A 21,486-nucleotide genomic window follows, 5' to 3' on the forward strand; every position below is an offset into this window, starting at 1 on the left:
GCAGCTCCTTGATGACCTCTGCAAAGTATGGGGCTGCCCTGAGCGGCAAGCCGATCCTGCTATCACACCGAAGATGAGACAGAGGAAATATATCAGTAGATGGCAAATTTGTATTAAATTTAACCATGCGGATGGTTAATATTTCACTTTTAACGCATAAATATTGCATAATTATTCTGTAGCAGGTAATGTTTATCACTTCAATGGCTATTCGAATCAAACCACCCCGATGAGTATTAACCTAAACGGCATTAACTGCTTCTACGGTGCCCACCAGGCACTTTTCGATATTACCCTGGATTGCCCCCAGGGTGAAACACTGGTACTGCTTGGCCCCAGTGGCGCCGGGAAAAGTTCGCTGTTGCGTGTTCTCAATCTGCTGGAAATGCCACGCTCAGGAACCTTAGCCATCGCCGATCATCACTTTGACTTTACCCAGACACCCTCTGATAAAGCGATCCGCGAACTGCGCCGCAATGTCGGCATGGTTTTTCAGCAATATAATCTGTGGCCACATTTGACCGTTCAGCAAAATCTGATCGAAGCACCGTGCCGTGTACTGGGCCTCAGCCAGCAGCAGGCGCTGACCCGTGCCGGAAAATTGCTGGAACGCCTGCGTCTGACAGACTACGGCGATCGTTATCCGCTGCATCTCTCTGGTGGCCAGCAACAGCGTGTGGCGATTGCGCGCGCTTTAATGATGGAACCTCAGGTTCTGCTATTTGATGAACCGACGGCGGCACTCGATCCGGAAATCACCGCGCAGATAGTCAGTATTATCCACGAACTGGCAGGAACCGGGATTACGCAGGTGGTTGTCACTCATGAAGTCGAAATGGCACGTAAAATCGCCAGTCAGGTGATCTATATGGAAAATGGACATATTATTGAGCAAGGGGACGCCGGTTGTTTTAGCCATCCACAAACGGATGCCTTTAAAAACTATCTTTCACACTAATATGTTCAGGAAATTAACAATGAAAAAAGTACTGATTGCCGCACTTCTGGCAAGTCTGAGCCTGTCAGCCACCGCTGGCCAGACCCTTCATTTCGCCACTGAAGCTTCCTATCCTCCCTTTGAATCCATCGATGCCAGCAATCAGATTGTCGGTTTTGACGTCGACTTAGCCAATGCGTTGTGTAAAGAGATCGATGCCACCTGTACTTTTACTAATCAGGCGTTTGACAGCCTGATCCCCGGTCTTAAATTCCGCCGTTTTGACGCGATTATGGCTGGCATTGATATCACCCCCGAGCGCGAAAAACAGGTGTTGTTTACCATCCCCTATTATGACAACTCCGCGCTGTTCATCGGCCAGCAAGGTAAATTTAGCGATATCGAACAACTGAAAGGTAAGAAAGTCGGTATCCAGAACGGCACGACCCATCAGCGATTTATTAATGATAAATATCCTGATATCACCACCGTGCCCTATGACAGTTATCAGAATGCCAGACTGGATCTGCAAAATGGTCGTATTGATGCCGTATTTGGCGATACCGCAGTGGTCGCTGAATGGCTGAAAGATAATCCGAAACTGGCCCCCATTGGTAATAAAGTCACCGATAAAGACTATTTTGGCTCCGGGGTTACTATTGCACTACGTCAGGGAAATAGCGCACTGCAACAGCAATTTAATACTGCGCTGGAAAAGATAAAAAACGACGGCACTTACCAGGTTATCTATGATAAATGGTTTAAAAAGTAATAATAAATGAATGATTTTTTTCCCTTAGTTAACGCCGCCGGAATGACCGTTGGTCTTGCGCTTTGTGCTCTGGTTATCGGTCTTGTGCTGGCGATGCTGTTTGCCGTCCTTGAGTCTGCAAAATGGCGGCCACTGGCATGGACGATGACTGGCATCGTCACTATTCTGCGCGGGCTGCCGGAAATTCTGGTGGTGTTGTTTATCTATTTCGGTTCGTCACAGCTGTTACTGACCCTTGCCGATGGTTTTACCATCGATCTCGGGATCATGCAGATCCCGGTTAAGCTGCCGATTGAGAACTTTGACGTCAGTCCGTTTCTGTGTGGTGTTATTGCCTTGTCCCTGCTTTACGCCGCCTATGCCTCACAAACTCTGCGTGGCGCATTAAAAGCGATACCCCAGGGGCAATGGGAAGCGGGTCAGGCGCTGGGGCTATCGAAAGGGGCGATTTTCTTCCATCTGATAATGCCTCAGATGTGGCGTCATGCATTACCGGGGCTCGGTAATCAGTGGCTGGTACTGCTGAAAGATACCGCCCTGGTGAGCCTCATCAGTGTCAACGACCTGATGCTGCAAACCAAAAGCATCGCTACCCGAACCCAGCACCCCTTCACCTGGTATATTGTTGCGGCTGCTATTTATCTGGTGATTACCCTGATAAGCCAGTATGTCCTTAAACTGATCGAGCTGCGTACAACACGTTTCGAACGGAGGCCAGGTTGATGTTTGCCTATTTACCGGAATTGCTCAAAGGACTCCCGGTCAGCCTGACGCTAACCGTAGCTTCTATTATTGTCGCACTGATCCTTGCGCTGATACTGACGATTGTACTGACGTTAAAAACCCCCGTACTGGCCACCCTCGCCCGTATCTACATTACCTTGTTTACCGGTACGCCCCTGCTGGTACAAATCTTTCTGATTTACTACGGGCCGGGACAATTTCCGACACTGCAGAATTATCCATTACTCTGGCATCTGATTTCTGAGCCCTGGCTCTGTGCGATGATTGCCTTATCACTGAACAGCGCGGCCTACACAACCCAGCTATTTTACGGCGCTATCCGCGCGATTCCGGCCGGGCAATGGCAATCCTGTTACGCGCTGGGAATGAGTAAAAAGGACACCCTCGCCATCCTGCTGCCTTACGCCTTCAAACGAGCGCTCTCCTCCTACTCTAACGAGGTGGTACTGGTCTTTAAGAGCACTTCGCTGGCCTATACCATTACCCTGATGGAGGTAATGGGATACAGCCAGCTACTCTATGGCCGTACTTACGATGTGATGGTATTTGGTGCCGCTGGTCTTATCTACCTCGTGGTTAACGGTTTGCTGACATTACTGATGCGGTTAGTGGAACGTAAAGCGCTGGTATTCGAACGATAATCCCCCTGCACTCCCCCTTTCTATTTATGCGCCTGTTGTATCAGGCGCTGATTTTTTGTCGCCGATATAAAATATTTATACATTTTTATTGAATATAAATTCATTTAGTGGCATGGTAAAAATCAGCCACCAATCTGGCATAACATCACAGGAATGAAGGACAGGGGTTTTATAATGAAAAAGTTAGTTCTGATCGCACTGCTGGGTTGTTTCACTTTCAGCGCCACAGCCACGGAACAAATCCGTTTTGGTGTCTCCGCAACCAATCCACCGTTTGAATCAATGGATGAAAATAATCAAATCGTCGGTTTTGATCTCGATCTGGCAAAAGCGTTATGTCATCAAATGCAGGTGAGCTGTACGTTTACCAATCATGCTTTCGACAGTCTGATCCCGGCGCTGAAATTTAAAAAATATGACGCGGTGATTTCCGGTATGGATATTACCCCGGAACGCAGCAAACAGGTGGCCTTTAGCGACCCCTATTACGCTAACTCAGCACTGGTGATCGCCAGAAAAGAGGCTTTCCACTCCTTTGACGATCTGAAAGGAAAGCGTATTGGTATGGAAAACGGCACCACTCATCAGAAATATCTGCATGACAAACATTCTGATATTGAAACCGTCGCTTATGATAGTTACCAGAACGCATTTATCGATCTGAAAAATGGCCGTATTGATGGTATATTTGGCGACACTGCCGTGGTGAATGAGTGGCTGAAAACCAACCCGCAACTGGGTGCCGCTACCCCTAAGGTCACTGACCCACAATACTTTGGCAACGGTCTTGGTATTGCCGTCCGCCAGGATAACAAAGCCTTGCTGGAAAAACTCAATGCCGCACTGAGTGCCATTAAAGCTGACGGCACTTATCAACATATCAGTGAGCAATGGTTTGCAGAGTAAACTGAGCTGACTGACAGGAAGCAGCACCTCACGGCTGGTTTTTCCGCACCAGCAGTGTCAGGACTTCATAGTGCGCAGTGTGCGGAAACATATCGAACAACTGCGCACGTTCAATCCTATAATCAGATAACCGCACGATATCCTGGGCCATCGTCTTTGCGTTACAGCTCGAATAGATAATATAACGAGGCGCTATCCGGGATAAATAATCACATAGCTGACTTCCTGCTCCCCGCCGGGGTGGATTGAGCACCACCAGATCAGGGATCGCCTCTTCATCACTCACAAACTGCGTCAAATCCAGCGCCTGAAAATGTAAATTATGCAGTCCCAGCGCTGTGGCAGACTGTCTGGCACTGGCTATCGCTTCCGGGGCTATCTCAATGCCGGTCAGTCGCATCTGCGCATTAGCACAATGCAGACCGAATCCGCCAACACCACAAAACAGATCCCACATATGGCTGACGGGCAGTGTCGCCACCCAGTCACGGGCCGTGGCATAGAGCTGACTGGCGATATGCGGATTGGTCTGGAAAAAACTTTGTGGCCGGAGCCACAGTGGTACACCGTTAAAGTTTTCCGCCAGCGCCTTCTGTTCACTGAGCAAAATCTCCTGCTCACCTTCAATGATGGCCATGTGTACTGGCTGGATATTCGCACTGATAACTTTTAATTGCGGTAATTGTGTTTGCAGCCACGGTAACGCCGCGCGCAATTGCGCAATTTTCGTCGTTGAGCGCAGGACAAAACGCAACATGATCCCGCCATCCAGCTGGCTTTCGGTTAACAACAGATATTTCAGCTCGCCACGGCGACGGGCAATATTATAGGGAGTTAACCCAGCGCGAATAATCAATGTTTTCAGCACCGCAAATACCGGGGCAAAACGGGCGGGATAGAGCGGACAAGCGGTCAAATCTTGTGCAGCACCATCACGATGACACACACCCAGCAGCGGGCGTTCAACACTCCCACTCACCACCATTTTGGCTTTATTACGAAATCCCGCTTGCGGGCCGCAAACTGGCGCTTCCCATTTCGCGACCGGTATCTCTGCCAGCAACATCCTGAGATCAGCCATCTTATCGGCGATTTGCTGTGTTAACGGCCGATCCAGCCACTGACAGGATCGACAACGTCCCATATCGTAAAGTGTGCAATGCATAGGTCTAACCTTCAGGTCATCAGCAACAGGAAGAGGATTATTGTAAGCGGAAAAACCGACGGCATGGCGCAGGCACAAATATCAGTACCAGCACCAGAATATCGGGCAGTTTCTGCAGCAAGAGTGAATGCAAAATCTCCCGTTTCGACTCACCCGCAATACTAAACAGCTCCGGGTAGCCATAGCCCAGTGAAGCCGCCCAAAGATAGCCGGTAATAATAATTTGCGTCAGCAGCAAAATCCATCGTGCCAGATTACGTCCTTTTATCAGCGCAAAGGCACACCAGATCTCCGTGAATACCAGCGATAAACTGGCGAGAAACACCCCGGTTAATGTCCAGGTCTGTACGCTACGATGAATAAATTCCTCGATACCATTAATACCTAAATGATTAACAATCATAATTAAATCAATGCCACGATTCAGAATGATAGCAAACGCTGCCACCTGAATCAGCGCAGGGACATTAAGCCGGGCATGGGATGAGTATGTTTTAGTCAATAGAGCCAATCGGGATTTCTTTTTATAAAAAAACAGCGCGAACACTGTTTTATTTTACCTTAAATTTCAGCTTGTTGATCACCGTATTGCCGCCATATATCAGCTGTTTTTCAGCGCTGATGATCGACATGATCACAACCGTTATCATTATCAGAAAAAAACAAGCCATTAATCGCGCAAATTCACTGATCATCCGCATCTACTGATGCGGGTGACCAGTACCCGGTGAACCCGAAGCTGATTTGCTATCGATTATTTTTTTAGCGGACATTTATCTCTGCGGCTTAACCAGCTATCGATAAACAGAGAACATAACGCCCCTGAGGCACACCAGAACACCGCACTGAACAGCCAGGCGAGTTGTTGCCATAATGTATCCTGGTCTGTGAAAAAAAGCTGCATGATAACCAGACAAACTGGCATCGCCAGCATCGCCCCCAGCAGGGGTCGAATTACACGTCTGCCGGAAGAAAGACAGCTTGCGGTCGCCCCGGGGAGCAAAAAAAGCAGCAGTCCCATCTGTGGGTAGTCGGCGACCTGAAAAGTACAATTCATACTTAATAACAATAATAAAAAGACCATCGTAAATAGACAGAAGCCGCAAATGATATCGATCCGGGCATTTTCTGATTTCACAATATTCTCCTTATTCAGTCTTTGAGCCTGCCATCACAGTGGCTCAGATCAGATTAGATATTCTGTCATTCCATGGACATTTGCTTCCTTCTCACAGGATAAACAGATTGCTACTAGCGGCAGCACTCATGAAGGATTAAACTACTATCGGTTATAATGGGATATCAGAAGCAGGATTCGGAATAACATCAATACTGAATCAACCTTAGACCAGATACCCGCTTCCTTCAATGTGTTACTCGTAAGCAATAAGTTGGATTTTGTGAATATAAATGTTGCAGATTTGTTAAACGGAAATTACATTCTGTTATTATTTGTTGTACTGGCGTTAGGTCTCTGCCTCGGGAAAGTGCGCATTGGCTCAGTACAACTCGGTAATTCCATTGGTGTTTTAGTTGTTTCATTATTATTAGGACAGCAACATTTCAGTATTAATACTGATGCCCTGAATCTGGGGTTTATGTTGTTTATCTTCTGTGTCGGTATCGAAGCCGGCCCCAACTTTTTTTCTATTTTTTTCCGCGACGGGAAAAACTATCTGATGCTCGCCCTGGTGATGGTTGGCAGCGCAGTACTGCTGGCGACAGGCCTGGGAAAACTGCTGGGCTGGGATATTGGTCTGACCGCAGGAATGCTGGCCGGCTCGATGACCTCGACCCCCGTCCTGGTGGGCGCAGGGGACTCATTACGCCATTTTGGCTTATCCAGTGAGCAACTGGCATTATCGCTTGACCATTTGAGTCTGGGTTATGCCCTGACTTATCTGGTTGGCCTGGTCAGTTTGATCGTTGGCGCACGCTATATGCCTCGCTTGCAGCATCAGGATCTGCAAACCAGCGCCCAGCAAATCGCCCGCGAACGTGGGCTTGATACTGACTCGAAACGCAAAGTCTATCTGCCGGTGATTCGCGCCTATCGCGTTGGCCCGGAGCTGGTGGCATGGACCGACGGTAAAAACCTGCGCGAATTGGGCATCTATCGCCAGACAGGCTGTTATATTGAACGGATCCGGCGTAATGGTATTCTGGCAAATCCCGATGGCGATGCGGTACTGCAAATGGGGGATGATATTGCGCTGGTCGGTTATCCGGATGCGCACGCCCGCCTCGATCCCAGCTTCCGTAATGGTAAAGAGGTCTTTGATCGCGACCTGCTGGACATGCGTATCACCACCGAAGAAATTGTGGTGAAAAATAATAGTGTTGTCGGCCGCCGTCTAGTTCAGCTAAAACTGACTGATCATGGTTGCTTCCTGAACCGCGTGATCCGCAGCCAGATTGAAATGCCTATTGATGATAACGTCGTGCTCAATAAAGGCGATGTTTTACAGGTCAGCGGTGATGCTCGCCGGGTTAAAGCCATTGCGGATCGTATCGGTTTTATCTCCATTCACAGCCAGATGACCGACCTGCTGGCTTTCTGCGCCTTTTTTATTATTGGCCTGATGATCGGTATGATCTCTTTCCAGTTCAGTAATTTTAGCTTTGGCCTCGGTAACGCAGCGGGGTTGTTGTTTGCAGGGATTATGCTCGGCTTTTTACGCGCCAACCATCCAACCTTCGGCTACATTCCACAAGGTGCGCTAAACATGGTGAAGGAATTTGGTCTGATGGTATTTATGGCTGGCGTCGGTTTGAGTGCTGGTGCCGGGATCGGCAACGGTCTCGGGTCGATAGGAGGACAGATGCTGGTGGCGGGATTGATCGTTAGCCTGTTACCGGTTGTTATCTGCTTTCTGTTCGGTGCCTATGTTCTGCGTATGAACCGCGCGATGTTATTCGGTGCGATGATGGGGGCACGTACCTGTGCCCCGGCAATGGAAATCATCAGCGATACGGCACGCAGTAACATTCCAGCCCTGGGTTATGCCGGCACTTATGCCATTGCCAATGTGCTGCTCACCCTCGCCGGAACCCTGATTGTTATCATCTGGCCAGGAATTTGAGAATTTTTTAATAAAAAACGCCGAAAAGCAGAACTTTTAGCGCTATTATCAGTCATAAGTAATGCCACTGCTTTTCTTTGATGTCCCCATTTTGTGGAGCCCATTAACCCCGCCATTTTGGTTCAAGGTTGATGGGTTTTTTATTACCTGAAAGTCAGTGTCGCTGTTGTTCGCGCGCTCACTTTTTCGCCTGCTGCCGAACAGATCCCTGCGAATGCTATTGTGAGGTAAAATATCGCAGGTCAGTCAGATAATAGTACTTTACCTCATCACTGCCACTGCTTATTGTGAGTGGCTTATTGTTGTTGGCTATCAGAAATCAGTCCATATGCTGGAAAATATCAACGCAGTGCTCTTTAATTTAGTCAACGCCACTCCGGTCTCCTCGCCCTGGGCGATTCGTCTTGCAACGCTGATCGCCCGGGATGTTATTTTTATTATCCCCTTACTGACCGTCGCATTATGGTTATGGCGGCCCGCTCAGCGCCCGCTGGTGTTTAAAATTATCCTCGCATTGATGATAAGCCTTACCCTGTCATTCCTGTTCGGTTATCTGTTTCCCCATCAACGCCCTTTTGCCGCCAGAACAGGTTATCAATTCCTGTATCATTTACCGGACAACTCCTTTCCCAGTAATCACGGCACTATCTGTTTCACTTTTGCGGTAGCCTTTCTGTGCTGGCACCGTTTCTGGTCTGGCACTTCATTGATGATTATTGCCTGTGCGATTGCCTGGTCTCGCGTTTATCTCGGTGTCCACTGGCCGCTGGATATGTTAGGGGGGCTGCTGACCGGAATATGCAGTTGTCTGGTGGCGTGGCTACTCTGGCCAGTCTGGGGATGCGCGGGGTATCACTACCTGCAAAACCAATATCGTTCCTGTTTCTCTCTGCTGATTCGTAAAGGCTGGATACGTGACTAACCGCGACCTGACAGGTAGAATGAGCCGCTAAATCCTGTTGTCATGGCTCATTTAAGCACAGAGGGAATATGGAAACACGTCGTGATGAACGTATTAACTTACTCATTCAGGCACTGAAATCCAGTGATAAACTGCATTTAAAAGAGGCGGCTGCGCTACTTGGTGTCTCAGAAATGACGATTCGTCGCGATCTGAATGGCCGCCCGGAGCCAGTGGTGCTATTGGGGGGGTATATCGTCCTCGAACCACGCAGTGTTAGCCATTATCTGCTGAGTGACCAGAAAACGCGGCTGGTGGATGAAAAGCGCCGTGCCAGTCATCACGCTGCCAGCCTGCTGAAAGCACACCAGATGGCCTTTTTTGACTGCGGCACAACCACCCCGTGGATTATTGACGCGATTGATAATTCGCTCCCCTTTACAGGCATCTGTTATTCACTGAACACGTTTCTCGCGCTCCAGGAAAAACCGCAGTGTCAGGTTATTCTGTGTGGCGGCGAATTTCACGCCAGCAATGCGATATTTAAGCCACTCGACCCCGGCGATACCTTAAGTCATCTCTGCCCGGATATCGCTTTTTATTCAGCGGCTGGCATTGACGTGAAACAAGGCGCAACCTGTTATAACCTCGAAGAGCTTCCGGTTAAACATTGGGCGATGCGCAGTGCAAACTACCATGTGCTGGTGGTTGATCACAGTAAATTCGACAAAATCAGACCCGCGCGCATGGGGGACTTATCCCATTTTGATGTCATCGCCAGTGATATTTGTCCTGACGATGATTTACTGGCACTAGCCAAAAAACAACAGATCTCGCTGCTATATGGATAGCCACCCCTTGAGCGCAGCCAGGCCTATGAAAACAGGGCGTACAGTTTCATCAGCACAAAGTCGATCATCCGGCTAAAGAAGCCCCCCTGCTGTACGGCCTCCATAACAACTAATGGCCGCTGTTCAAGCATCTGATCATTAAGTTTAAAATCAATGGTTCCCACCACCTGCCCTTTACTGAGTGGCGCGGTCAGTTGTCCGTCTGCCAGGCTGTAACTGACGCGCAGATTCTTTATCTGCCCTTTCGGTAAGGTAATGGCGCTATTCTCTCCCGCCCCCAGCCGGACTTCATTACTATCACCCAGCCACACACGTTGCGTGGCAAAGGTGGCACCAGGCTTAACCGGTGTCACCGTTTCATAAAAGCGAAAACCCCAGTTCAGTAATTTTTCTGATTCAGAAAAGCGGATGCGATCATTCTTTGTCCCCAGCACCACGGCAATCAGACGCATATCTCCCTGGCGCGCCGAGGAGACGAGGTTATAGCCTGCGCCATCTGTGGTGCCGGTTTTCACACCATCGGCATTGAGATTAGCTTTCCATAACAATCGGTTGCGATTAGGCTGACGAATTTTATTAAAAGTGAACTCTTTTTCTTTATGAATGGCATAGACATCAGGCAGGTCATGGATCATGGCTTTCGTCAGCAATGCCATATCGCGCGCACTGCTGTATTGCCCCTGGGCGCTCAGACCATGAACCGTCATAAAAGTGGTATTGCTCAATCCCATCTTTTGCGCATAACTATTCATCAGGTTGACAAACGCATCCTGACTTCCCGCCACATAGTCGGCAATCGCCACACAGGCGTCATTACCGGACTGAATGATAACGCCCTTATTCAGATCAGCAACAGAGACTTGCATATCTGGTTTAAGGAACATCACTGATGAACCACGCAAGGCAGGATTCCCTTTGGCCCATGCATCACGGCCAATAGTCACGATATCGGTCGATTTTATTCTGCCCGATTTTAATGCCTGACCCACCACATAGCTGGTCATAATTTTGGTTAAACTTGCCGGATCCAGTCTGGCGTCAGCCTGACCTTCACTGAGCACTTTGCCACTGGCATAATCCATCAGAATCCAGGCTCGCGCCTCTATCACCGGTGCATCAGCGGACTGTTCTGCCGCCTGCACAACCGGCACAGCAAAAAAAAGAAACAGGCAACCTGCCACAAGGCTGCGAAAGGAAAAAGTGTCATGCGTCATAAAGTCACTCCAGTATCCTTGCCAGATAAAACCAGCCGTAATGCTTAGCGCCTGCTATACCGGGTGAGCCAGGCTCTTAGTTAGCACCACAACAAACGATGAGTAAAGCGCACAAATGGCTTTAACGAAACAATAAGTTGGTAAAGTTTTTAAAGTTTACCTAATCATCTGGCTTTGTGCGAAAACCGTGATATTTTTTAGCGATAATTATCAGGATCACGATAAGCGGTAAGTGTCAAGACAGTTATCACTCGGGGCTAATTTAAGCCACCTGTTTTTCCGTTGTGGCTCCACGATAGCAGTACTCCCGACACAGCAGCCTGACCACAGGCAATCGCCAATCCCCTCCCGATGTGAAACTGATCGCAAAATAAGCCTGAAAATGATTAATGACTAAATAATATCATCGTGATTATTGTGCCCCTGTGGCAGACTCAGACCCTATGAATCAATCATCCACGCCTTACTTCAGCACAGGGAACGGTCATGCGCAAAGGCAACACCATCGGTAAACTGCAGTATGTGCCGCCGCCGCTCGGCACGGTCGACGGCGGCAGCGCTAATCCGCCAGTGAAGAACGACTGGTGAGCCGAGTGGGGCGAGATGGTGCACAGCGGGCTCGATATCGTCGGCGCGATACCGGTGGTGGGCATTCTCGCCGATGGGGTTAACGCGGTTATCTATACCGCCGAAGGGGAGTATGGTCAGGCGGCACTGTCAGCCAGCTCGGCCGTGGTCAACTTTGTTCCCGGCGCAGGCGGGGTATTTAAAGCCGGAAAAATAGCCGCCCGGATTAATAAAGCGCTCGGTAAAACCAGTGCGGTGAAAGCGGTGGAGAAAACCGCTGCCCGCGAGGCGGAGAAAGCGGCAGTTAAATCTGAAGAGAAAATCGCCCTCAGTGCCAAAAAAGCAGGCAGTGAAAAAGGCGGCAGCCACCAGGGGCGCAACAGTCGCAAAAGCGATCCCTGCAAAATCCCGGCCGAGCCACTCTCGCTCCTGACCGGCCACCCGGTCAACGCCATTCTGGGCATCAAGGTACTGTATGGCGACGAGGATAACGACTTTGACTTCCCGGCAGCCGTACCCCTGACATGGCAGCGTTACTACTTTTCTGATGAGATGAGCAACGGCTGGCTGGGCCAGGGCTGGTTTCTGCCGCTGTCGCTGAGCATGCGCCAGCAGGATGAAATGCTGATATTCGCTGACGAACAGGGCCGGGACATCCGCTTCCCCTGTCCGCCACCCGGCGAACTGCCGGTGATGAATCATTATGAACAGCTGAAGGTCAGCCGACCTAAGGAAGACACGGTCTGCATCTGCGCCGCCGATGAATCCCGCCACTGGCACTTCAGCCATCACCCCCGGCGGACGGACAGAGTTTGAGTGGGACGCCACCAGCCAGCTTATCACTGAACGCCAGATGATTCGTGGCCATGATTATCTGTTACGCCATCACTATGACGAAACCGGCCACCGTATTCAGGTCAACCTTGACCAGCGGATTATCTGCGAAAGTGAACGTGATGCCCTGCACCGGGAGGTGCGCCGCAGCCAGGGGGCGATTTACAGCCGCTATCAGTATGACCAGGCCGGACGACTGAGCCGCCAGCGTGCCGGAAATTCGCGCCAGATTATGGTGGCAAGGGACTACCACTGGCGCAGTGACGGCCTGCTGATGCAGATGCGGGACATTCACAGCGGCACCCGAGATTACGGCTACGATGTACTGAAACGCCTGACCGCGGCCGGAAGGGAAACCTTTGCCTTCGACCCGGCGCATAACCTGCTCAGCGACCCCGCCGCAGCCGCATTAACTGACAACCGGCTGCAACAGTATGGCGATAAGCGCTACGAATACGATGATTTTGGCAATCTGACCACAAAGCACAGCGGCCGCAACGACATCCAGCAACTGCGCTGGAACGCCGAACATCAGCTGGAGCAGGTGGTCAGTATCCGCAATGGCAAAGCCCAACGCAGCCACTACGGCTATGACGGTTTTGGCCGCCGGACATGGAAACAGGACGCCAGCGGGGTCACGGTCTTTATCTGGGACGGTGACCGGCTGCTGAACGAAATCAGCGACCCGCGCAGCCACTTGTGGATTGACGAAGACGAGCACGGCTTCGCCCCGCTGGCGCAGGTCACCCACCGGACGGGCGAGGACAAACAAGCGGCGCGGATATACGGGTATCACAACGACGCCTCCGGCCTGCCGCGTGAACTGACCGATGCTCAGGGCAATATCGTCTGGTGGGCCGACTACCACGGCCAGGGGCTGCACCGCGCAGGAAAGAGCCCGCAACGGAGAGGAAATCCACCAGCCGCTGCGTTATCAGGGACAATACCATGACGCAGAAACCGGATTACACTATAATCGTTTTCGCTACTACGATCCGGAGTGTGGCCGCTTTATCAGCCAGGATCCGATTGGCCTGGCAGGTAGACTGAACCCGTATCAGTATGCGCCGGAACCGCTGACGTGGATTGATCCGTTGGGATTATCTTTTAAAGGTTTCCATACAGCAAAAGCTATACTTGTTGATAGCAAGGGAAATATAAAGAAATCGGTGATGTATTCAATGTGTTTATTTCGTCTCAAACATAATATTCGCGCTCAATAAAAGTACCAATGATCCTGTCATGCATTTCAAAAGATTTTGAGTACCCCAGTGTCTTACGATTCAGTCGCTTTAACCGGTTACGCAGATTCAGGTTTTCCCGTTCAATCCGCTGCGTGTAAAGCTTACCCCTGATATGTTTTTTATCCGGCAGTATGTCATATGCGCTGAAGTTATCGGTACACCAGAAGGCGACATGAAAACCTGACAGTAATCTCAGTAACCTGCGCAGTGTCTTTTTGCTCCTGCGCCCAAAAGTATGTGCAATAATACGTTTGAGACGAGGCTCCCACGCATACCACAGCCAGCGTTGCTGCTTTTTACTGCCAGCAAAAGACCACATCTCATCCACTTCACAGATAAGCTGGATTTGCTGATTATCCAGCGGAAACGTGGTTACACATCGTGGGGCGAGTTTTTTAAAGTGCGGACAACGGCATTAATGCTGATATGCAGAGTCCTTGCGGTATCGCGGATACCGGCATTATTCATGGCAAGGTCAACAATTTGTTCTTTCATGCCGGGCTGGCAGGCACGGTAAGCGTAATCGACCTGGAAAGTACGGCAGCATGACTGACAGCGATAGCGCTGAAATCCAGCTTTGCCCCGACCATGCTTTTTAACGGGTTCAGTTTGTTGACAAAACGGGCATGTTACATCAATTTTAGCCATCTGGCGCACCGGTTAAAAAGAGTAATTATACAACATGATAAACACGTTGAATACATGACCAGCGCGAATATGATGTTTGAGACAATATAAACACATTGAATACATCGCCCTCTCACTGTATGTAAGGAAAGGGAATAATCATACACTGTGACTTGTTTAACATCAGCGACTGATTATTTTATGAACTTACTCGTCAGATGAGCATCACTGTCGCGGCCGTTGCCTGGAGAGACGGAATTCCCTTTATCAACGCGATGCCGGACAACAGGCCATAATCCTGATTAAATTCAGTTACTATGCTACTTTACTGGCGACAGGTGTGCTTATCCTCGCATTATCTATTCTCCCCGGATATAGCTGTGACCTCACTGCATGATGTATACTCCGCCTTTTTCTGAGCAATGATCGTATAAACATGTCCCGGATTGGTTTTATCTCATTAGGTTGCCCGAAGAATCTCGTCGATTCAGAACGTATCCTGACCGAACTGCGCACCGAAGGTTATGATGTGGTTTCCCGTTATGACAACGCCGATATCGTGATCGTCAATACCTGTGGTTTTATCGATAGCGCCGTTCAGGAGTCCCTGGAAACCATCGGCGAAGCGTTGAAAGAAAACGGTAAAGTGATTGTCACCGGTTGTCTGGGAGCGAAAGAGAGCCAGATCCGTGAGGTTCATCCCAAAGTGCTGGCGATAACCGGCCCACACAGCTATGAACAGGTGCTGGAATATGTGCATCGCTATGTTCCCAAACCACAGCACGATCCCTTCCTCAGCCTGGTACCCGAACAGGGCGTTAAACTGACACCGCGTCATTACGCTTATCTGAAAATTTCCGAAGGCTGTAATCATCGCTGTACCTTCTGCATTATCCCTTCACTGCGTGGTGATCTGGTGAGTCGTCCTATTGGCGAAGTACTGGCAGAAGCCAAACGGCTGGCCGATGCCGGTGTGAAAGAGTTGCTGGTTATTTCCCAGGATACTTCCGCCTATGGCGCCGATGTGCAGCATCGTACCGGTTTTTACAACGGCATGCCGGTCAAAACCAGTATGGTGAGCCTGTGTGAAGCGCTGGCAAAACTCGGGATCTGGGTACGGCTACATTATGTTTATCCTTATCCTCATGTCGATCACGTGATCCCGTTGATGGCAGAAGGTAAAATACTGCCTTATCTCGATATTCCACTTCAGCATGCCAGCCCGCGGATACTTAAATTAATGAAACGCCCCGGCTCAGCCGAGCGTCAGCTGGCACGCATTAAGCAGTGGCGTGAACACTGTCCGAATCTTACCCTGCGATCGACCTTTATCGTCGGCTTCCCCGGCGAAACCGAGGAAGATTTTCAGATGCTACTCGACTTTCTGACCGAAGCACGCCTTGATCGTGTCGGCTGCTTTAAATACAGCCCTGTTGCCGGTGCCAGCGCTAACGAACTGGCCGATCCGGTGCCGGAAAGTGTCAAAGAAGAGCGCTGGAACCGTTTTATGCAATTGCAGCAACAAATTTCTGCCAGCCGACTGCAGGAAAAGATCGGCCATGAAATTGAGGTGTTGATTGATGAAGTCGATGCCGAGGGAGCCATTGGCCGAAGTATGGCGGATGCGCCGGAAATTGACGGTGCGGTGTACCTCAATGGTGAAAACGGGGTAAAAGCAGGCGATATCGTGCGGGTCAAAGTCGAACATGCCGATGAATACGACTTATGGGGTTGCCGGATTTGATGTCCATGTGGCGATCAATGACGGATACGCCTGATCACCATCCTGTATCCTTATCCGCATCCGATTCGTCGCACTCCCGCTGGCAATAAACGCCCGGAAAGATGAGCGGTATAGCAGCATCTGTTTTTTTGTTACAATAGATATTTCAATGAGTTACCCGCAGGAGAAAATCATGGATTTTAGCGCTGAACTGATGCCATTCGATACCGCTCTGGCTCAGATGCTCGATAGCATTACCCCCCTGAGTGCAACGGAAATGGTTCCGCTGTTACAGGCTTTTTCGCGCGTCACCGCCCATGATCTGATCTCTCCGCTCGATGTGCCTGGCTTTGATAACTCAGCGATGGATGGCTATGCCGTGCGACTGGCGGATCTTTCATCCGGCCATGCCTTGCCGGTCGCCGGAAAAGCGTTTGCCGGGCAACCGTTCGACGGCAACTGGCCTGCGGGAAGTTGTATTCGGATTATGACCGGTGCGCCCGTGCCTCCGGGTTGTGATGCTATCGTGATGCAGGAGGAGACCGAACAAACGGCCGACGGCATTCGTTGTATCGCCCCGGTGAAAAGCGGACAAAATATTCGTCGTCGTGGCGAAGATATCGCGCACGGCGCGGTTATTTTCCCGGCCGGAACACGCTTAACCATTGCTGAACTACCGTTACTGGCCTCGCTGGGAATCGCGCAAATCGAAGTGATACGCAAAGTCCGTGTTGCCCTTTTCTCTACCGGCGACGAGCTACAGCAACCGGGTCAGGCGCTGAAGCGTGGACAAATCTACGATACCAATCGCCTGACGGTTCATCTGATGCTGCAACAGTCAGGATATGAAGTCATTGATCTCGGGATTATTGCTGATGATCCGCAAAAACTGCGCACTGCCTTCCGCCAGGCTGATGAGCAGGCTGATGTCGTGATAAGTTCCGGCGGCGTTTCCGTCGGTGAAGCGGATTACACCAAAGCGATCCTGAGTGAACTGGGCGAAATTAACTTCTGGAAACTGGCGATCAAACCGGGTAAACCCTTTGCCTTTGGTAAACTGAATCATAGCTGGTTCTGTGGTCTGCCAGGTAACCCGGTGTCTGCCACCTTCACCTGTTATCAGCTTGTCCGACCGTTGTTAGCGAAACTGTCAGGTGACAACCACTATCATCAGCCGATGCGTCTGCGTGTCCGCACCGCTTCACCGTTGAAAAAAACCCCCGGTCGGCTCGATTTTCAGCGCGGTATTTTGCAATCTCTCCCGGATGGCGAGCTGGTGGTCAAATCCACCGGCCATCAGGGTTCGCATATTTTCAGCTCTTTTAGCCTCGGCAACTGCTTTATCATTCTCGAACGCGAGCGTTGCCAGGTCGAAGCTGGCGAGTGGGTTGAGGTCGAACTCTTCAGTCATCTGTTAGGGGGAGAATCATCATGAGCGCGGAGTTAAGCGACCAGGAGATGCTGCGCTATAACCGGCAAATCATCCTGCGTGGTTTCGATTTTGCCGGACAGGAGCGATTAAAATCCTCGCGTGTGCTGATCACCGGACTGGGGGGACTTGGCTGTGCTGCTGCGCAATATCTGGCATCGGCAGGGGTCGGGCAACTCACCCTGCTGGATTTTGATACCGTGTCGCTCTCTAATTTACAGCGCCAGGTACTACACAATGATAGCACCCTCGGTCAGGCTAAAGTTCACTCCGCCGCTGATGCACTGAGGCGCATCAATCCCCATATTCAGATAACACCCCTGGACGATTTGCTGACAGAGACAGCGTTATCAGCACTCATCGCCGCCCACGATCTGGTTCTCGACTGTACCGATAACGTCACCGTGCGCGATCAACTCAACAGGGGATGTTTTCAGCATAAAATCCCGCTGGTTTCCGGAGCGGCCATCCGTATGGAAGGCCAGATTACCGTCTTTAGCTGGCAGCAAGATGAACCCTGTTATCGTTGTCTGAGCCGTTTGTTTGGCGATAACGCGCTCACCTGCGTGGAAGCGGGTGTTATGGCACCGCTGGTCGGGGTTATCGGTGCGTTACAGGCGATGGAAGCTATTAAAGTGTTGAGCCATTTTGGTACACCCGCGCGAGGAAAGATTATCCTCTATGATGCGATGAGCTGTCAGTTTCGGGAAATGAAGCTGCCGCGTTACGCTCACTGCGAAGTGTGTGGCGATCCGCAGTCAGATGCCTCAGTCTGAAACGGATAAACCGGATAGATTCATCTCTGGCGTCAAACGCTTTTATCAACAGGATCATGTTGGCTGTGCGCCTGGATAAACGTCATCTCCGGAACGTTTCCCTACGGCAATCACCCGCTGCACAACTCGCTCATCGCACACTTCGTACACGAGCCGATAGCCGGATGATTTCAGTTTGATCTTGTAGCGATGAGTTCTGCCACTCAGACGTGAGGGTTTCCCAGCCGCTCCTCAAGCTTTTTCCTGAACTACTCACGGACAGGATGCCCCAGCTTCTTCCACGCCTATCACTCAATCCCCTGACTACGTAAATAGTCTTCATAATTGCCGCTAAAATCGATCACTTTCTGTGCGCTGATTTCCAGCAGTCGGGTCGCCAGCGAGCTAACAAATTCACGATCATGAGAGACAAAAATCAGCGTGCCCTGATACATCTCCAGGGCGTTATTCAGTGCTTCGATCGACTCCATATCGAGATGGTTCGTAGGCTCATCCATGATCAGAACGTTCGGTTTTTGCATCATCAGCTTACCAAACAGCATCCGCCCTTTTTCACCCCCGGAAAGCACCCTGACGGATTTTTTGAGATCATCCTGGCTGAACAATAGACGCCCGAGAATACTGCGCACCGTCTGTTCGTCATCACCGGGCTGTTGCCACTGGCTCATCCACGCAAAAAGCGTCAGATCCTGCTCAAACTCATATTCGTGATCCTGTGCGTAATAGCCAATCCGGGCATTTTCCGACCATTTCACGCTGCCATTATCGGCCAGCAGATCACCCACCAGTATTCTCAACAACGTGGATTTACCGACGCCATTGGTGCCCAGTACCGCCAGTTTTTCGCCCGTCTCCAGCAGTAAATTCACTTCACTGAATAACGCGCCATTATCAAAGCCTTTCGCCAGTCCCTTGATTTCCAGCGCATTACGAAACAGTTTTTTCTCCTGTTCGAAACGGATAAACGGATTCTGTCGGCTGGATGCTTTAACTTCATCAAGCTTAATTTTGTCAATCTGTCGGGCGCGAGAGGTGGCCTGGCGGGATTTTGCTGCATTGGCGCTAAAACGGCTGACAAAGGATTGTAATTCGGCAATTTGCGCCTTTTTCTTTGCGTTATCCGCCAGTAGACGTTGGCGCGCCTGAGTCGCGGCGGTCATATAGTCGTCGTAATTTCCCGGATAGACACGCAGTTCACCATAATCCAGATCCGCCATATGGGTACAAACCATATTCAGGAAGTGGCGGTCATGGGAAATAATAATCATGGTGCTGTTACGCTCATTCAGCACCTGTTCCAGCCAGCGGATGGTGTCAATATCAAGGTTGTTAGTCGGTTCATCAAGTAACAGAATATCAGGATCGGAGAACAGTGCCTGTGCCAGCAGGACACGCAGTTTCCAGCCTGGCGCGACTTCGCTCATCAGGCCATTGTGCTGCTCCAGCGGAATACCGACCCCCAGCAGTAGCTCTCCGGCGCGGGCTTCGGCAGAATAGCCGTCCATCTCGCCATAAGCGACTTCCAGTTCAGCGACTTTATATCCCTCTTCTTCGCTCATTTCTGCCAGTGAATAAATGCGATCACGCTCCTGTTTGACTGCCCATAATTCACGATGCCCCATAATGACGGTATCGAGAACGGTAAAGTTTTCGAAGGCAAATTGATCCTGTTGCAGTTTACCGATCCGCTCGTTGGGATCGCGGGAAATATGCCCCTGGGTTGGCTCGAGAGAACCATCGAGGATCTTCATAAAAGTGGATTTACCACTGCCATTCGCGCCAATCAAACCATAACGGTTACCATTGCCAAATTTAACGGAAATATTTTCAAACAACGGTTTACTGCCAAACTGCATGGTCACGTTACTGGATATGAGCACGAGAAATTATCCTGAAAAAAAAGAGTGAGAAGTGTCGTAGATCGGATATTATGCCAGCAAACCCTTTAGGTTTCACGGATTAACACTAAGAGCCTGATGGCCAGGCGTTATTGGCGCAGCCAGTTTGGACACGGACAGCGCGGAGAAACCGCAGCGTACACGGAGTACGTGAGGATTTCGAGCACTGCCCAGGGCCAAAATGGCAAGTAAAATAGCCTAATGGGATAGGCTCTAAGAGCCTGATGGCCAGGCTCTTAATCATTCAGGTTACATCGACCCGACCACCTGAAGCGTGATAAAGAGATAACAAAACGATTATATGCGCATGTCAAACAGTTTCCCGGTCAGGCAGTTTGTATTGCCTGATAGCCGCGATCAGGAAGGAACTCACTTATGACCACACAGACAAATCATCCGGCATTCTTACCACTTCAGGGCGCGATCAACTTTCGTGATCTTGGCGGTCTGCGCACTGCAGATGGTCGCCAGGTTCGCCGGGGTAAATTATTACGATCGGGTGCACTGCATAATATGACCGACGAAGATCTTAAACAGCTGGCGGCGATCCCATTAACCCGGGTGCTTGATTACCGTGATCCACACGAAATAGCCCGTTATCCCGATAAGCTGAATAGTGACACCTGTTATCTTAATATCCCCGCTAATCCTGTTTTCTCCGAGGTGGACGCGAGGGTCACCGAATTTAGCGGCGCAACACTCAATACGCTCAATGTGCAACAATTTATGGAACAGCTCTATCGCCAGCTTCCGTTTAATAATCAGGCTTATCATCAGCTTGTTCGCTGGCTCACACAACCTGATGAGGGCGCACTATTGCAACATTGTGCGGTGGGCAAAGATCGCACTGGTGTCGGTTGTGCGCTAACCTTGTTTGCGCTTGGCTGTGACCGTCAGACAGTGATGGAAGATTATCTTCTTACACGGGGCAGACTGAGCGCATTCGAAAATCACTTACTCGAGGTACTGGGTGATGATCTGACCGCTCAGGGCCGACAAAACCTGGCCGATATTATGACCGTGCATGAGTCGTACCTTGCCGCAGCACTATCGGCGATCGATCAACGCTATGGCAGCATTAACCAATGGCTGGAACAAGAGTATCAGCTCACCCCCACCGTAAGAGAAACGCTACAATCAAGGCTTCTCATGGGATAATCGTCTGTTTTGACTG

General features: G+C 50.3%; 18 protein-coding genes and 2 pseudogenes. 13 read left to right on the forward strand and 7 right to left on the reverse strand.

Annotated elements, in window-relative coordinates; all coding sequences use genetic code 11:
- Window positions 1-229: 229 nt before the first annotated feature.
- The 5 genes from artP (at window position 230) to PT300_12225 (ending at window position 4,000) form a co-directional block, all read left to right on the forward strand.
- Window positions 230-958: an arginine ABC transporter ATP-binding protein ArtP gene (gene artP, locus PT300_12205; GenBank protein ID MDF7681308.1), complete on the forward strand. Its 729-nt coding sequence runs from the start codon at window positions 230-232 to the stop codon at window positions 956-958.
- 19 nt (window positions 959-977) lie between these two features.
- Window positions 978-1,709 (forward strand): arginine ABC transporter substrate-binding protein, encoded by a 732-nt coding sequence (artJ, locus tag PT300_12210; protein MDF7681309.1) that lies wholly within the window; start codon window positions 978-980, stop codon window positions 1,707-1,709.
- A gap of 6 nt (window positions 1,710-1,715) precedes the next feature.
- On the forward strand, window positions 1,716-2,432 hold the full coding sequence (gene artQ, locus PT300_12215) for an arginine ABC transporter permease ArtQ (protein ID MDF7681310.1): 717 nt from the start codon (window positions 1,716-1,718) through the stop codon (window positions 2,430-2,432).
- Window positions 2,432-3,094, forward strand: a complete 663-nt coding sequence (gene artM / locus PT300_12220; GenBank protein MDF7681311.1) for an arginine ABC transporter permease ArtM — start codon at window positions 2,432-2,434, stop codon at window positions 3,092-3,094. The genes artQ and artM overlap by 1 nt, the downstream gene beginning before the upstream one ends.
- A 174-nt stretch (window positions 3,095-3,268) precedes the next feature.
- Entirely contained in the window at window positions 3,269-4,000 is a 732-nt protein-coding gene (locus tag PT300_12225) for an arginine ABC transporter substrate-binding protein (GenBank protein MDF7681312.1), read from the forward strand.
- 28 nt (window positions 4,001-4,028) lie between these two features.
- Here the strand turns inward: PT300_12225 and rlmC are convergent, their stop codons facing one another.
- From rlmC to ybjM, 3 genes are all read right to left on the reverse strand, one after another.
- Window positions 4,029-5,165 (reverse strand): 23S rRNA (uracil(747)-C(5))-methyltransferase RlmC, encoded by a 1,137-nt coding sequence (gene rlmC, locus PT300_12230; protein MDF7681313.1) that lies wholly within the window; start codon window positions 5,163-5,165, stop codon window positions 4,029-4,031.
- 37 nt (window positions 5,166-5,202) lie between these two features.
- Window positions 5,203-5,676 carry a YbjO family protein gene (locus tag PT300_12235; protein ID MDF7681314.1) on the reverse strand — a complete coding sequence of 158 codons (474 nt, stop codon included), beginning with the start codon at window positions 5,674-5,676 and terminating at the stop codon, window positions 5,203-5,205.
- A 243-nt stretch (window positions 5,677-5,919) separates the two neighbouring features.
- Entirely contained in the window at window positions 5,920-6,303 is a 384-nt protein-coding gene (gene ybjM, locus PT300_12240) for an inner membrane protein YbjM (GenBank protein MDF7681315.1), read from the reverse strand.
- A gap of 262 nt (window positions 6,304-6,565) precedes the next feature.
- Between ybjM and PT300_12245 the strand changes: the two genes are divergently transcribed.
- The 3 genes from PT300_12245 (at window position 6,566) to deoR (ending at window position 10,000) form a co-directional block, all read left to right on the forward strand.
- Window positions 6,566-8,248 (forward strand): aspartate:alanine antiporter, encoded by a 1,683-nt coding sequence (locus PT300_12245; GenBank protein MDF7681316.1) that lies wholly within the window; start codon window positions 6,566-6,568, stop codon window positions 8,246-8,248.
- A 328-nt stretch (window positions 8,249-8,576) separates the two neighbouring features.
- The gene (gene ybjG / locus PT300_12250) at window positions 8,577-9,170 is read left to right on the forward strand and encodes an undecaprenyl-diphosphate phosphatase (GenBank protein MDF7681317.1); all 594 of its coding nucleotides are present in this window, start codon (window positions 8,577-8,579) and stop codon (window positions 9,168-9,170) included.
- A gap of 68 nt (window positions 9,171-9,238) precedes the next feature.
- Window positions 9,239-10,000 carry a DNA-binding transcriptional repressor DeoR gene (gene deoR, locus PT300_12255; protein ID MDF7681318.1) on the forward strand — a complete coding sequence of 254 codons (762 nt, stop codon included), beginning with the start codon at window positions 9,239-9,241 and terminating at the stop codon, window positions 9,998-10,000.
- Window positions 10,001-10,023: 23 nt separating this feature from the next.
- Here deoR and PT300_12260 read toward each other — a convergent pair whose 3' ends face one another.
- Window positions 10,024-11,214: a serine hydrolase gene (locus PT300_12260; GenBank protein ID MDF7681319.1), complete on the reverse strand. Its 1,191-nt coding sequence runs from the start codon at window positions 11,212-11,214 to the stop codon at window positions 10,024-10,026.
- Between the two features lie 486 nt (window positions 11,215-11,700).
- Between PT300_12260 and PT300_12265 the strand changes: the two are divergent.
- Window positions 11,701-13,721: pseudogene (locus PT300_12265) on the forward strand (DUF6531 domain-containing protein).
- 91 nt (window positions 13,722-13,812) lie between these two features.
- Here the strand turns inward: PT300_12265 and PT300_12270 are convergent.
- A protein-coding gene (locus PT300_12270) for an IS1 family transposase (GenBank protein ID MDF7681320.1) occupies window positions 13,813-14,507 on the reverse strand; the annotation gives its coding sequence in 2 pieces (ribosomal slippage) (window positions 13,813-14,258 and window positions 14,258-14,507; 696 coding nt in all).
- Window positions 14,508-14,922: 415 nt separating this feature from the next.
- Between PT300_12270 and rimO the strand changes: the two genes are divergently transcribed.
- The 3 genes from rimO (at window position 14,923) to moeB (ending at window position 18,414) form a co-directional block, all read left to right on the forward strand.
- Entirely contained in the window at window positions 14,923-16,230 is a 1,308-nt protein-coding gene (gene rimO, locus PT300_12275) for a 30S ribosomal protein S12 methylthiotransferase RimO (GenBank protein MDF7681321.1), read from the forward strand.
- A 172-nt stretch (window positions 16,231-16,402) separates the two neighbouring features.
- The gene (gene moeA, locus PT300_12280) at window positions 16,403-17,644 is read left to right on the forward strand and encodes a molybdopterin molybdotransferase MoeA (GenBank protein MDF7681322.1); all 1,242 of its coding nucleotides are present in this window, start codon (window positions 16,403-16,405) and stop codon (window positions 17,642-17,644) included.
- Window positions 17,641-18,414 carry a molybdopterin-synthase adenylyltransferase MoeB gene (gene moeB / locus PT300_12285; protein ID MDF7681323.1) on the forward strand — a complete coding sequence of 258 codons (774 nt, stop codon included), beginning with the start codon at window positions 17,641-17,643 and terminating at the stop codon, window positions 18,412-18,414. The genes moeA and moeB overlap by 4 nt, the downstream gene beginning before the upstream one ends.
- A gap of 54 nt (window positions 18,415-18,468) precedes the next feature.
- Here moeB and PT300_12290 read toward each other — a convergent pair.
- Window positions 18,469-18,686: pseudogene (locus tag PT300_12290) on the reverse strand (type II toxin-antitoxin system RelE/ParE family toxin).
- A 15-nt stretch (window positions 18,687-18,701) separates the two neighbouring features.
- A complete protein-coding gene (locus PT300_12295; GenBank protein MDF7681324.1) occupies window positions 18,702-20,294 on the reverse strand; it encodes an ABC-F family ATPase in 1,593 nt (530 codons plus the stop codon).
- Between the two features lie 393 nt (window positions 20,295-20,687).
- Here PT300_12295 and PT300_12300 point away from each other — a divergent pair, with 393 nt between their 5' ends.
- Entirely contained in the window at window positions 20,688-21,470 is a 783-nt protein-coding gene (locus PT300_12300; GenBank protein MDF7681325.1) for a tyrosine-protein phosphatase, read from the forward strand.
- Window positions 21,471-21,486: the final 16 nt, after the last annotated feature.

This window comes from Enterobacteriaceae bacterium ESL0689 (assembly GCA_029433525.1).
GTDB lineage: Bacteria > Pseudomonadota > Gammaproteobacteria > Enterobacterales > Enterobacteriaceae > JAQTIF01.

Excerpts from the sequence above, each read along its gene's own strand:
- artP (MDF7681308.1), top strand. The coding sequence starts at position 230 with ATGAGTATTAACCTAAACGGCATTAACTGCTTCTACGGTGCCCACCAG.
- artJ (MDF7681309.1), top strand. The coding sequence starts at position 978 with ATGAAAAAAGTACTGATTGCCGCACTTCTGGCAAGTCTGAGCCTGTCA.
- artQ (MDF7681310.1), top strand. The coding sequence starts at position 1,716 with ATGAATGATTTTTTTCCCTTAGTTAACGCCGCCGGAATGACCGTTGGT.
- artM (MDF7681311.1), top strand. The coding sequence starts at position 2,432 with ATGTTTGCCTATTTACCGGAATTGCTCAAAGGACTCCCGGTCAGCCTG.
- PT300_12225 (MDF7681312.1), top strand. The coding sequence starts at position 3,269 with ATGAAAAAGTTAGTTCTGATCGCACTGCTGGGTTGTTTCACTTTCAGC.
- rlmC (MDF7681313.1), bottom strand. The coding sequence starts at position 5,165 with ATGCATTGCACACTTTACGATATGGGACGTTGTCGATCCTGTCAGTGG.
- ybjG (MDF7681317.1), top strand. The coding sequence starts at position 8,577 with ATGCTGGAAAATATCAACGCAGTGCTCTTTAATTTAGTCAACGCCACT.
- deoR (MDF7681318.1), top strand. The coding sequence starts at position 9,239 with ATGGAAACACGTCGTGATGAACGTATTAACTTACTCATTCAGGCACTG.
- PT300_12260 (MDF7681319.1), bottom strand. The coding sequence starts at position 11,214 with ATGACGCATGACACTTTTTCCTTTCGCAGCCTTGTGGCAGGTTGCCTG.
- rimO (MDF7681321.1), top strand. The coding sequence starts at position 14,923 with ATGTCCCGGATTGGTTTTATCTCATTAGGTTGCCCGAAGAATCTCGTC.
- moeA (MDF7681322.1), top strand. The coding sequence starts at position 16,403 with ATGGATTTTAGCGCTGAACTGATGCCATTCGATACCGCTCTGGCTCAG.
- moeB (MDF7681323.1), top strand. The coding sequence starts at position 17,641 with ATGAGCGCGGAGTTAAGCGACCAGGAGATGCTGCGCTATAACCGGCAA.
- PT300_12300 (MDF7681325.1), top strand. The coding sequence starts at position 20,688 with ATGACCACACAGACAAATCATCCGGCATTCTTACCACTTCAGGGCGCG.